Origin of the sequence: Occultella glacieicola (assembly GCF_004353825.1) — a bacterium.
In the GTDB taxonomy this organism is placed as follows: Bacteria; Actinomycetota; Actinomycetes; order Actinomycetales; family Beutenbergiaceae; genus Occultella; species Occultella glacieicola.
Window position 1 is genome coordinate 94,491 of sequence record NZ_SMNA01000015.1, and the last position, 12,876, is coordinate 107,366.

The following is a 12,876-nucleotide window of genomic DNA, read 5'->3' on the forward strand; positions in this document are numbered from 1 at the left end:
CTCACGCCGGGTTCAGGCCAGGCGCCGCCGTTCGTCCACGACGGCGATCACCAGTGCCACGGCCACGATCGCCAGCACCACCCGCAGGCTCAGGGACATCGCGTGGTCGTAGTCGCCCGAGGCGGCGAGAGTGGAGAAGAACACCGCGGCCGTGGCGGCCACGCCCACCGAGGTGCCGACCCGCTGGCCGGTCTGCAGGGCACCCGCGGCCACGCCGGCGTGATGCACCGGCACGTCGGCGAGGGTGAGGGCCTGGTTCGGGGAGATCACGATGCCGTTGCCGAACCCGGACACGATCAGAACCGCCGCGATCCACCAGATGATCGATTCGCCGTCGAACAGGCTCACGAGTACGTCGGTGGCCGCGATGCCGATCAGCATCAGCACGATGCCGGCCACGACCAGCCGTCTCCCGAACCGGTTCACCCACTTGCCGCCGAGCCAGGCCGAGAGGGATCCGGCGAGCGCGAACGGGGTGAGCACCAGGCCGGCCTGCCACGGCTCGAGGCCCAGTCCGTTCTGCAGGTACAGGGTCGAGACCAGGAAGATCCCGGTGAACCCGCCGAAGTAGGCCATCCCGAGAGTCGCCCCACGGGTGTACGACGGCGTGTGGAGCAGGTCCGTGGTGATCACCGGTTGGCCGCCGCGTGCCTCGAGCCGACGCTCCCACCACCCGAACGCTCCCAGGGCGACCGCGGCCACGACGAGCAGCCACCAGGGTGCGTCGGTGAACGAGCCCTCGGAGACCTGCACGAACGGGAACAGGAAACTCAGCACTGCGATCCCGAGCAGCGCCAGCCCGGGCACGTCCAGGCTCGCTCGGGCGCCCGGCGCGCGGGCGGGACGCACCCTGGGCAGCAGGCGCCAGGCGAGCGCCAGGGCGATCAGCCCGACCGGGACGTTCACCAGGAACACCGCCCGCCAGCCCTGTTCGGGGCCGAACGCGGCGATCAACGCGCCGCCCAGCAGCGGTCCCACGGCAGTGGAGAAACCGACGGTCGCGCCGAACCAGCCGAACGCACGGCCACGGTCCGGGCCGCTGAAGAGCTCCTGGATCATCGCGATGACCTGCGGGTTCAGCAGCCCCGCGGCCGCGCCCTGGAGGAGCCGGCCGACCGCCAGCATCGGCGCGGACGCGACCAACCCACACAGCGCACTGGTCAGCACGAACAGGGTCAGGCCGATCAGGAACATCACCCGGCGCCCGAACAGGTCACCGAGCCGGCCGGCGGGTACCAGGACGAGGCCGAACGCGAGCGTGTATCCGGCCACGATCCACTGCAGGTGGGACGGGCTGGCGGTCAGGGCACCTTCGATCGAGGGCAGGGCGACGTTGACGATGGAGACGTCGAGCAGGGTCATGAAGCCCGCGGTCAGGCAGACCGCGAAGGCACGCCAGGGACGGCTCACGGCGGCGGGTGGGGTGGTGGGCATCAGGGCTAGGTCTACCACGCAGTCCCGACTCCCGAACCCGGTGCCCAGCGGGTGACCGGCGTGTCCCGTCCGTGCCCTCGCGCGGGCACGGACAATGCAGGGGTGCCCCTCATCGACAACGCCGTGTACGTCGACGGCGCGCGGATCGCCGATCCCGCGAGCCTCGACCAGACGTTCGAGTACCTGCGCACCACCGGTGGCCTCGGCTGGATCGGCCTGCTGCGGCCGACGGACGACGAACTGACGACCGTGGCGGAGGAGTTCGGGCTGCATCCACTCGCCGTCGAGGACGCGCGTACCGGCCACCAGCGCGCGAAGCTCGAACGCTACGAGGACACGCTCTTCGTGGTGCTGCGGCCAGCCTGGTATGAGGACGCGACCGAGACGGTCGAGTTCGGTGAGCTGCACGTCTTCGTCGGCCACGACTTCGTGGTCACGGTGCGCCACGGTGACGCGCCGGACCTCTCCCGCGTGCGGAGCCGGATGGAGACCGAGCCCGACCTGCTCGCCCGGGGCGCACAGGCCATCCTGTACGCGATCCTCGACGAGGTCGTCGACCAGTACGAGCCGGTCATCCGCGGGGTCGAGAACGACATCGACGAGATCGAGGACGCACTGTTCAGCGACACCCGGATGGCGCTGTCACGGCGGATCTACGAGCTCTCCGGCGAGGTGATCGCCTTCCAGCGCAGCACCCAGCCGCTGGCCGGGATGCTCGAGGCGCTCCAGCGTGGCGAGCAGAAGTACGGCATCGACGTCGAGTTGCAGCGGCTGGTCCGCGACGTCGCGGATCACGTCATCCAGGTGACCGACCGGATCGCCTCGTTCCGCGCCATCCTCGACAACGCGCTCACCGTCAACGCGACGATCGTCACGCAGCGCCAGACCGAGACCGCGCTGGAGCAGAACGACCAGGTGAAGAAGATCTCGGGCTGGGCGGCCATCCTGTTCGGTCCGTCGCTCGTCGGCGCGATCTACGGCATGAACTTCGACCACATGCCCGAACTGCACTGGGCGCTCGGCTATCCCTTCGCGCTCGCACTGATGGCGGCGACGAGCCTGACCCTGTGGCGCATCTTCAAGTGGCGCAAGTGGATGTAGCCGCGGACCGCTATCCCTCGCGGATCACCAGCACGTCCTTCGGGGCCAGCCGCAGCGTCTCGCCCGCCGCGATGACCCGACCGGTCAGCACGTCGGTCCCGCTGGTGTGGGCGGCGACCTCGACCGGCTCCTCGCCATGCCAGAGCACGAACGAGTGGCGCACGCCTTCGCGCTCACGCACGCTCACCTCGAGCTCGGGTTCGTCGGGGTAGGGCCCGAGCAGCCCGTGCCCGGCCAGGGCGGTCCGCACGACCCAGGCGACGCCGTCGGCGGCCAGCTGCGTACCCACGTACCAGGCCGCGCCGGCGCGCCCGCCCGGCCGGTACCGGGTCACGGCCGGCTCGCCGGCATAGAAGTCGGCGCCGTAGGTGCCGACCACGTCGGCGCCCTCGGGCACGAGCACCTCCATGACGAGGTGGCCGTCCGCGGTCAGCGCGGCGCCACCGTCGGCGCCGTCCGGATCGGTGAGGGTGACCGGGTTCGCGACGTCACGCGGTTGCGCGTCCGTCTCGGCCACCCGGACCCCGAACAGGGACGTGAAGCCGCCCGGGTCGTCGCCGAGGAAGGCGTTGTCGTCGACGTCCACCCGCCCGGACAGGAATGACGTGAGCACCGTGCCGCCGCGGGCGACCACGGCCGCGAGCCGCTGGGTCAGGTCGCCCTTGACCATGTGCAGCAGCGGCGCGAGCACGACGTCGTAGCCGGCCAGGTCCGCGGTCACGGGCACCACGTCCAGGTCCACGTTCGCCTCCCACAGCGCTCGGTGATAGCCGAGCACCACGTCGGGATAGGTGACGTGCCGGTTCGGACCGTCGGAGATCTCCGCCGCCCACCAACTGTCCCAGTCGAACAGCAGCGCCACCCGCGCCGGGGTCCGGGCACCGAGCGTGGCATCGCCGAGCCGCTCCAGCTCACCGCCGAGCGTGGCCGCCTCCGTGAACGCGCGGGTGTCGGTGCGGCCGGTGTGGTCGAGAACCGCGCCGTGGTACTTCTCGCACGCCCCACGGGACTGGCGCATCTGGAAGTACAGCACCGCGTCCGCCCCGTGCGCGACGGCCTGCCAGGACCACAGCCGCAGCACTCCGGGCCGCTTCACCGGGTTCACGTCCCGGCTGGCCGTGGTGGTGGGGGTCTGCTCCATCACCCAGAACGGCGCGCCGTCCTTCAGCCCGCGCATCAGGTCGTGGGTGAACGCCATCCGGGCCTGGGCGTGTTCGTTCGGCGGGTAGTTGTCCCAGGTCGCCAGGTCCAGGTGCTCGGCCCAGCGGTGGTAGTCGATCGGGCGGTACATGCCCATGAAGTTCGTGGTCACCGGGGTGCTGGGGTCGTGCTCGCGGATCGCGGCCTTCTCGTCGGTGAAGTTGCGCAGCATCGCGTCCGAGGTGAACCGGAGATAGTCCAGGGTGATGCCCTGGAACGCGGTGTGGTTCGGTCCCCGCCAGTGCTCGGTGAGCGCGCTCGGCGGCTCGATCTCATCCCAGTCCGTGAACGTGTGTGACCAGAACGTGGCGTTCCAGGCGTGGTTGAGCCGGTCCAGGTTGCCGTACCGCGCACGCAGCCAGAGGCGGAACGCGGCCGCGCAGTTGTCGCAGTAGCAGGCGCCGCCGTACTCGTTGCCGACGTGCCAGGCGATCAGGCCGGGGGTGCCGGCGTAGCGTTGCGCGATCCGCCCGGCGAGCGCCGCGGAGAGCCGCTGGAACACCGGCGAACTGGGGCAGTGGTTGTGCCGTTGCCCGTACCGGTGCCGGCGCCCCTCGAAGTCCGTGCGGTTCACCTCCGGGTGAGCCTTGGCCAGCCATGGCGGCAACGCCCCGGTCGCGGTGGCCAGCACGATCTTGCGGCCCTCGGCGACGATCCGGGCCACGATCGCATCCAGCGTCGTGAAGTCGTAGGCGTCCTCGCCGGTCTGCAGGTGAGCCCACGCGAACACCCCGACGGTGAGGGTGTCGATGCGGGCCAGGGAGAACGCCTCGTGGTCGGCCGCCCAGACCTCCTGCGGCCACTGCTCCGGGTTGTAGTCGCCGCCGTAGGCGATCTGCTCAGCCATTGATGAAGTTCTCCTCGAGGTGGTCGCGGACGGGACGCTCGCCGCGCAGCAGCAGCCAGATCAGTGGCGCGGCGGCGAGCACGGGCAGCCAGTCGGAGACGCCGAGCGCGGCACCCGCGACGATCGCCACCAGTACGGCCACCCCGATGCTCGCCATGGGCTTCGCGGTCAGGTAGTAGATGCTCAGCCGGGCGACGTCCCGGGTGCGCAGGTTGTACAGGGACGAGATCACCACGGCGTGGCCGCTGGCCACGAGCAGGCCGAGCCCGACGGCGGCGCTCACCGCGCCGAGGAGGGTGCGGACCGCGGGTGGTCCGGTGACCGCGTCCAGGTTCGTCAGGTTGATGCCGAGCAGTGTCAACGCGGCGAGGGTCGGCACCCACCAGCGCAGCACGTCCCACACGCAGCGGCGGTAGCCGCGCAGGAAGTGCCGGGCCGGCTCGGGGTCGGCGTCCTCGCCGAAGGCCCGCCACGCGTACAGGGCGGCGCCGGTGGCCGGGCCCAGCGGGATCAGGGCGAGCGCCATCAGGGGGATGTTGCTCGCGACCGGCAGCAGGAGCAGCAGCAGGAGCAGGCCCGGCAGGGACGCCAGGACCCAGCACACCTCGAGGACCACGAGCCAGTGGATCACGGAGGCGGCTCGTGAGATCGGGCGGCTGGAGAACTCGGGCTGGGTCATGGTCGTCATTGTGTCGGTTGGCTCCGGTCGTAGGTGACGGCGGACGTGCCGCCGCCCGGCACCGGATGGTGCCGGGCGGCAGTGCCTTGGTCTGCCTTGGTCTGCCTTGGTCTGCCTTGATCCGCCTCGGTCCGCCTCGGGGACGACTCAGCCGGCGCTGACGTCGGCCGCCTCGTTGACGAGGTCGACGTACCGGGACATCCCAGCCGCCTCGAGCTCGGCGGCGTAGGCGTCCCACTCGTCGAGGGAGCGCTGGCCGAGGATGAACGCCGCCGTGTTCTGCATGACGTTGTCCTGCAGGGCGGTCTGCAGCAGGGAGGCCTGCTCCCGCTGCATCTCGTCCATCGTGATCGCGGGGCCCTGGGGGGCGACGTCCTTCTCATTCATCGCGTTCAGGAAGTCCACCACCTCCGGGCGGAGCATCGACTGGACGAGCTCCGCGGTCGCGCCGTGGTTGAGCATCCAGACACCGTTGTGGTACCCGTAGTCGGTGTTCAGGGCCTCCGGTGCGCCCGGGTTGAGGCCGTTGATGTCGATCGTCTCGACCAGGGTCCGGGTGCCGTCCGCGGCGGTGTTGAAGGTCTCGCCCTCGACGCCCCACTTGGCGAACTCGAGGCCCTCGTCGGAGTAGTACAGCCAGTCGACGAACTGCAGCATGGCCACGAAGTTCGGCGAGTCGGCGGCGTCCGCGGAGAACGCGATCCCGGACTCGAACCGGCCGCCGGTGCCGGCGTCCATGATGTTGCCGGCGGGGCCCGCGGGCACGGTCAGGTAGCGCACCTCTGCCTCGGTGTTCCCGGCGTCCGTGAACGCCTGTCGGTAGCGCAGGATCTCCTGGTCGTTGACCCCGATGGCGGCGGACTGACCGGAGGTGAACTTCGCGATCGCGGCGTCATCGTCCTGGGTGAGCGACTCCGGGTCGAGCAGCCCGTCCGCCACGAGACCGGAGAAGTAGGTGATCAGGTCCCGGTAGCCGTCGGAGGCGCCGGTGTAGATGTACTCCTCGGCCTCGGGGTCCCAGGTCACGCCGTCGCCGAAGCCCCAGCCGGCCTCGGTGCCGAAGTTCCCGGACGCCGCCTGCAGGGTGGCCTCGAGGGGACCGTTCGTCGACCAGCGGTCGGAGTAGGGGTAGGCGAGATCCGGGTTCGCCTCCTGGACGATCGCCAGTTGCTCGGCGAACTCGTCCCAGGTCTGCGGGTCCTCGGTGATGCCGGCGGCCTCCCAGAGGTCCGCGCGGATCGCGATCGAGTAGGCGGGCTTCGGGTTCTCATGCAGGCCCGGCAGCAGATAGAAGTTGCCGTCCTCCTGGCGGAGCCGGTCCACGTCCTCGGTGAGGCCCCACTCCTCCATCTTCTGGGTGAAGTTCGGCAGGTACTCCAGGTACTGCGAGATCGGGAGGATGGCTCCGCTGCCGGTGAACGGCTCGATGTCCGCCGCGTAGGTGGACGGGATCAGCATCGGGGCGTCGCCGGCGCTGATCAGCAGGGACCGGCGGTCGTTCCAGTCCGAGAGCGGCACGTTCACGTAGTCGAAGGTGACGTTGTTGTCCGCCTCGAGGTGCTGCAGGATCGACCAGTCCTCGTTGAAGGGGTAGTTCGGGTGGTCCCGGTAGAGCAGCGAGAACTCGACCGGTTCGGTGGCCACGAACGTGGTGCCGATGTCGTAGTCCTCCATCGCGCCGACCATGTTGTCGTCGAGCGCGCCCGGCTCGGGGCCATTGCCCTCGCCGGAGTCGTCGCCGTCGGAACTGCACGCCGCGAGGGTGATCGCCAGGGCCGCGGCGAGCAGGCCCGCGGCCGCCTTCTTTCCATTCCTTCTCATTGTTTCCTCCGGGGTTGAACGTCGTCGTTCACGACGGTTTGGGGACTTGCGGTCGGATGGGAGTGAGCGCGGGTCAGCCCTTGACCGAGCCGAGCATCACGCCCGAGACGAAGTACTTCTGGATGAACGGGTAGAGGCAGATGATCGGCAGCACGGTCAGCACCATGGTCACCGACTGCACGTTCGCGGCGATCTGCGCGCCGTCGGAGCCGAGGCCCTCGGTGCCGGTGGCCGCGGCGAGCAGATTCCGCAGGTAGACCGTGACCGGATACAGCTCGGCCCGGTCCAGATAGAGGAAGGCGCTGAACCAGGAGTTCCAGAACGCGACGGCGTAGAACAGGATCATGGTGGCCAGCACCGCCTTGCTCAGCGGGATCACGATCCGGAAGAACACCCCGTACGTGGACAGCCCGTCGATCGCGGCGGCCTCCTCCAGCTCGGTGGGGAAGTTCTCGAAGAACGACTTCATGATCAGCAGGTTGAAGACGCTGATCGCGTTCGGGACCACGATCGCCCAGATGGTGTTCTTGAACCCGAGCTCGTTGATCAGCAGGTAGTTCGGGATCAGGCCGCCGTTGAAGAACATCGTGAACACCGCGAGCCCGATGAAGAACTGGCGGCCCTTGAGGTACGTGCGGGAGATGGCGTACGCGAACGTGGTGGTCAGCGCGATCGCGATGGCGGTCGCCACCACGGTGTAGACGACCGTGTTCTTGTAGTTGATCCAGAACATGTCGTCGCTCATCACCGCCAGGAACGTGGTGGTGTTGAACCCGCGCGGGATCAGGTTCACCTGCCCGGAGACGATGAAACCCTCGGAACTGAACGCCTTCGCGACCAGGTTGACGAACGGGTACAGGGTGAGCCCGCAGATGATGGTCAGCACCACGATGTTCGCGGCGCTGAACGCCTTGTAGCCGCGGGTGTCCTTGACCGTGGTCGAGGACCGGCGGACGGCGGCCAGGTCCGGTGAGGCCTGGATCGGATCGGTGGTCACCACAGGGAGCTCCCGACGACTCGACGCGAGATCGCGTTGGCGGACAGGACGAGGGTGAGGCCGATGAGTGCCTCGAACAGGCCGATGGCCGTGGAGTAGGAGTAGCTGCCGGACTGGATGCCGACCCGGTACAGGTACGTGGAGATCACGTCCGCCGTCGAGTAGATCAGCGGGTTGTACAGGAGCAGGATCTTCTCGAACCCGACGGCCATGAACTGGCCGATGTTCAGGATCAGGAGCACCACCATCGTGGGCCGGATGCCGGGCAGGGTGATGTGCCAGGTCTGGCTCCACCGGTTCGCGCCGTCGATCCGGGCGGCCTCGTACAGCTGGTCGTCGATCGTGGTCAGCGCGGCCAGGTAGAGGATCGTGCCCCAGCCGACGGTCTGCCAGATCTCCGAGGAGACGTAGATGGGCCGGAACCAGGACGGGTCCTGCATGAAGGAGATCTGATCCATCCCGACACCGGCGAGGATCTGGTTGATGGTGCCGTTCAGCGACGTCAGCTGGAGGACGACGCCGGCGACGATCACGATCGACATGAAGTGCGGGAGGTAGGTCACCGTCTGCACGAACCGCTTGAACTTGCGCGACCGCAGCTCGTTGAGCAGCAGGGCGAGGATCACCGGCAGCGGGAACACGATGATCAGCGTCAGCCCGCCGAGGATCAGGGTGTTCGTGAACACCCGCCAGAACGTCGGGTCGTTGATGAACATCTCGACGTAGTACAGGCCCACCCACTCGTCGCCGAACATCGAGCCACCCGGCCGGAACCGGCGGAACGCGATGACGTTCCCGAGCATGGGCACGTACCGGAAGATGATCAGGAACACCACCGGCAGCACGAGGAACGTGTACAGGCGCCAGTCCTTGCGCAGCGCCTGCCGCCAGGTGACCTGGTGGCCCTTCGAGCGGCCCCTCAAGCGACCTGGCCGGGCGGGCGGGCCGCCTGGGCCTGGCGGCTTCTGGACGGCGACGGCGCCCGCGGACTCTGCGGGTGCGCTCTCGGGGGCGAGCGGGTCCCGGATCGTCACTGGGTCACCTCCGCTGGTTGGTGGGCGGCTTCGATGACGACGGCGCAGCGAAGGGCACGGTCGGGTCCGGTCTCGCGTTCGGTTCCGGTCAGGCGCAGCGGCAGAGCCGCCTCGATGTCCGTGCTCGAGCGCGCGAGCCGCAGTTCGACGGCCCCGGGTTCGACGATCCGTCGGCCGGTCAGGCCGGTGAAGGAGGTCAGGTCCGCGGGGACCGTGAAGCGGACCAGGGCGGCCTCCCCGGACTCGAGCGGCACCCGGGCGAAGCCGATCAGCCGCTGCACCGGGCGGGTGACCTGGGCGACGGGGTCGTGCAGGTAGAGCTGGACGACCTCGGTGCCGGCCCGGTCGCCCGTGTTGCGCACGGTCACCTCGACGGTCACTTCGCCGGCAACGTCCCAGTCGGCGCTCTCTCCGGCAGTGCCGGCCACCCGCGCCGCGCTCCACTCGAACGAGGTGTAGGTGAGCCCATGGCCGAAGCCGAACAACGCCGTCGGGTCGAGGTTCGAGACCCCGGACCGGCCGCCGAGCGGCGCTGTCAGGTAGGTGCCCGGCCCGCCGGTCGGGTTGCGCGGCACGCTCACCGGCAGGCGGCCGGAGGGCGCCACCGTCCCGGTCAGCACCTCCGCGATCGCGCGCCCGCCGAGTTGGCCCGGGAAGAACGTCTGCACGATGGCGGCCGCGCGACCGGCGTAGGCGCCGAGCGCGTACGGGCGGCCGCTCAGCAGCACCAGGACCACCGGGGTCCCGGTCGCGAGCACGGCCTCGACCAGGTCGGCCTGGATACCGGGCAGGTGCAGGTCCTCGGCGTCGCAGCCCTCGCCGGAGGTGCCCCGTCCGAACAGTCCGGCCCGGTCCCCGACCGCCACCACGGCCACGTCCGCCGCGGCCGCGACGCGGGCCGCCTCGTCGAGGCCGGACGGGTCGGGGTCGGTGACGTCGCAGCCGCGGGCATGGGTGACCTCCAGCCCGGCGTCGGTCAGTGCGGCGCGCACGGTCGGGATGTCGAGACCGATCGGGTGCTCGGGGTGCTGCACCCCCACGTGCGCGGGGAAGGAGTAGCAGCCGAGCATCGCCATTTCCTCGTCGGCGAGCGGGCCGACGACGGCGACCCGCGCCCCGGGCGCGAACGGCAGGGTGGTGCCGGGGTTGCTGAGCAGGACGACGGCCTCGCGGGCCAGTCGCAGCGCGACCTCCTTCGAGGCCGCGGTGTCGAGGATGCCCCCGTCGACCCCGTCGGCCCTGACGCCGACCGGCTCGGGGGAGTAGCCGGGATCGAGCAGGCCGAGGTCGATCTTCTGGCGGAGCACCCGGTGCAGCGCCCGGTCCACGAGCGCGACGTCGACCAGACCGCCGCGCACCGCCTCGAGCAGCGGTGCACCGAACGCGTCCACGCTCGGCAGTTCCACGTCCACACCGGCCCGCAGGGCGAGGCCGGCAGCCTCGCCCGGACCACCGGCGACCCGGTGCAGCTTCTCGAGGAACCGCACCCCGAAGTAGTCCGCGACCACGGTGCCCTCGAATCCCCACTCCTCGCGCAACAGGCCGGTGAGCAGGCGCCCGTCGGCGGCGGACGGGACGCCGTCGATCTCGGTGTAGGAGTGCATGACCGACCGGGCGCCGCCCTCCCGCAGGGCCACCTCGAACGGCGGCAGGATCACATCGGCGAACTCGCGGGGGCCGATCGAGACCGGGGCGAGGTTGCGGCCGGCCCGCGAGGCGGAGTACCCGGCGAAGTGCTTGAGGGTGGCCACGATGCCGGCGGACTCCAGGCCGCGCACGTACGCGGCACCGATCTCGCCGACCAGCTGGGGGTCCTCGGCGATCGTCTCCTCGGTTCGGCCCCAACGGTAGTCCCGGGTCACGTCGAGGACCGGGGCGAGGCCCTGATGCACCCCGACGGCGCGCATGGACGCACCGATCTGCGTCGCCATCTCGGCGACCAGGTCCGGATCGAAGGTGGCGCCCCAGGAGAGCGGGATCGGGTATGCGGTGGCCCGCCAGGCGGCGAAGCCGGCGAGGCACTCCTCGTGCACCTGGGCGGGGATGCCGAACCGGTTGGCCGCCATGATCTCCCGCTGGGAGCTGGCCAGGGAGCGGGCCCCGGCGGCCGGGTCCACGGGGGCGGTTCCGAACGGGCGGGTCAGCTGGCCGAGTCCGCCGTCGATGACCTCGGTCCAGCCGAGATCGTCGCCGGTCATGTCGCCCTGGTTGGGGGCGACGCCGCCGCCGGAGGCGTCGGCGCCGACCCAGAGCCCGACGAGCTGGCCGACCTTCTCCTCGAGGGTCATCTCGTCGATGAGGGCGTCGGCGCGCTCGCCGCTCGTGCGGCTGGGGTCGCGCCACGGTTGCCCGACCGCGCCGGACGCCACGGCAGGCATGGCCGCGCCGTTCGTGATCTCCGTGGTCATCAAGACCTTCCTGTCCACCGCTCTGTGGGCCTCGGCTGCTCCGCCGCGACACGAAACTTTCGGAACATCTCCGATACTTTGTGGTGGTGACTTTAAGGTGCGTCCGGGAGCGATGTCAACGCATCGCGGTAACGGAACGAGAACACTTGCGGCGCGGGTGTCGGCGAGTGGTAGCGTCGCCCCGAAAGTTGCGGGAGGAGGTGGGGTCGGTCATGACGCAGTTCTCGGACACCGGGCCGGACGCTCCGCGCAAGGCGACGATCGCCTCGATCGCCACCGAGGCGGGGGTCTCGGTCCCGACCGTCTCGAAGGTGCTGAACGGACGCCCCGACGTCTCGCAGAGGACCCGCGAACGGGTCGAGGAGGTGCTCGCCCGGAACAACTACCGGCGCCGCCGGTCGAACGGTCCCGCGGGACCGGCGCTCATCGATCTGGTGTTCCACCAGTTGGGGTCGCCGTGGGCCATCGAGATCATCCGCGGCGTCGAGGCGGTCGCGGCGTCCGAGCACGTGGGCGTGGTGCTCTCCGAGCTCGGTGGCAAGCACCGCCCGCCCCAGGAGCTTCTCGATGCGGTTCTGGCCAGGCGCCCGTTGGGGGTGGTGCTCGTGCTGTCCGGCCTGGACCGCGAGCAGCGGCACCAACTGGAGAGCCGATCGATCCCGTTCCTGGTCGTGGACACCGACGGCGAGCCGCCGGCGGGCGTGCCCACGGTCGGGTCGAACAACTGGAGCGGCGGGCTGAGCGCCACCCGGCATCTGATCGAGCTCGGCCACCGTCGGGTCGCCGTCATCAGCGGTCCCGCCGACGTCCTGTGCAGCCGTGCCCGCGTCGACGGCTACCGGACCGCGCACGACGAGTCCGGGGTGCCGCTCGACCCGGCCCTGACCCGGTACGGCGACTTCAGCGTCGACGGTGGGCACAGGTACGGCCTGGAACTGCTGAGCCTGCCGGACCGCCCGACCGCGATCTTCGCGGGCTCGGACATGCAGGCGCTCGGCGTGCTGCGGGCCGCCGACGAGCTGGGCCTGCGGGTGCCCGAGGACGTTTCGGTGGTCGGCTACGACAACCTGCCGCTGGCCGAGTGGGTGGTGCCGCAGCTGACCACGGTGAACCAGCCGCTCTACGACATGGGCGCGACGGCCACCCGGATGCTGCTCGGCATCGCCAGGGGTGAGGCGCCCATCAACAGGCGCCTCGACCTGGCCGCCGAACTCGTGGTGCGCCGGTCCACAGCCCTGCTCGCCTGACTGCTCCGCCCCCCACGCGCCCCCACGCGCTGCCCTCGCGCTGCCCGATGCGCCGCCACGCACCCGCTGACCTCGGCTACGACCGTCGGGGACGGTCAGGGTCAGCGG

9 protein-coding genes are annotated in these 12,876 nt (G+C 70.3%); 2 read left to right on the plus strand and 7 right to left on the minus strand.

The window, feature by feature from the left end; all coding sequences use genetic code 11:
* Positions 1-12: 12 nt before the first annotated feature.
* The gene (locus EXU48_RS22405; protein ID WP_133109919.1) at positions 13-1,434 is read right to left on the minus strand and encodes an MFS transporter; all 1,422 of its coding nucleotides are present in this window, start codon (positions 1,432-1,434) and stop codon (positions 13-15) included.
* Positions 1,435-1,536: 102 nt separating this feature from the next.
* On the opposite strand from EXU48_RS22405, the gene corA reads away from it, so the two are divergent.
* Positions 1,537-2,535, plus strand: a complete 999-nt coding sequence (gene corA / locus EXU48_RS22410; RefSeq protein ID WP_133109920.1) for a magnesium/cobalt transporter CorA — start codon at positions 1,537-1,539, stop codon at positions 2,533-2,535.
* A gap of 10 nt (positions 2,536-2,545) precedes the next feature.
* Here the strand turns inward: corA and EXU48_RS22415 are convergent, their stop codons facing one another.
* The 6 genes from EXU48_RS22415 to EXU48_RS22440 form a co-directional block, all read right to left on the minus strand.
* Positions 2,546-4,582, minus strand: a complete 2,037-nt coding sequence (locus EXU48_RS22415) for a beta-galactosidase (RefSeq protein ID WP_133109921.1) — start codon at positions 4,580-4,582, stop codon at positions 2,546-2,548.
* The gene (locus EXU48_RS22420; RefSeq protein WP_165962950.1) at positions 4,575-5,261 is read right to left on the minus strand and encodes a DUF624 domain-containing protein; all 687 of its coding nucleotides are present in this window, start codon (positions 5,259-5,261) and stop codon (positions 4,575-4,577) included. Before EXU48_RS22420 ends, EXU48_RS22415 begins: the two co-directional genes overlap by 8 nt.
* A 147-nt stretch (positions 5,262-5,408) precedes the next feature.
* On the minus strand, positions 5,409-7,082 hold the full coding sequence (locus EXU48_RS22425; protein WP_133109923.1) for an ABC transporter substrate-binding protein: 1,674 nt from the start codon (positions 7,080-7,082) through the stop codon (positions 5,409-5,411).
* Between the two features lie 73 nt (positions 7,083-7,155).
* Positions 7,156-8,082, minus strand: coding sequence for a carbohydrate ABC transporter permease (locus EXU48_RS22430; protein WP_133109924.1), 927 nt, complete (start codon positions 8,080-8,082; stop codon positions 7,156-7,158).
* Positions 8,076-9,113, minus strand: coding sequence for an ABC transporter permease (locus tag EXU48_RS22435; protein ID WP_407938769.1), 1,038 nt, complete (start codon positions 9,111-9,113; stop codon positions 8,076-8,078). Before EXU48_RS22435 ends, EXU48_RS22430 begins: the two co-directional genes overlap by 7 nt.
* A complete protein-coding gene (locus tag EXU48_RS22440) occupies positions 9,110-11,521 on the minus strand; it encodes a beta-xylosidase/alpha-l-arabinosidase (RefSeq protein ID WP_133109925.1) in 2,412 nt (803 codons plus the stop codon). Before EXU48_RS22440 ends, EXU48_RS22435 begins: the two co-directional genes overlap by 4 nt.
* Before the next feature lie 212 nt (positions 11,522-11,733).
* Between EXU48_RS22440 and EXU48_RS22445 the strand changes: the two genes are divergently transcribed.
* A complete protein-coding gene (locus tag EXU48_RS22445; RefSeq protein WP_133109926.1) occupies positions 11,734-12,768 on the plus strand; it encodes a LacI family DNA-binding transcriptional regulator in 1,035 nt (344 codons plus the stop codon).
* The last annotated feature ends 108 nt before the right edge of the window (positions 12,769-12,876 follow it).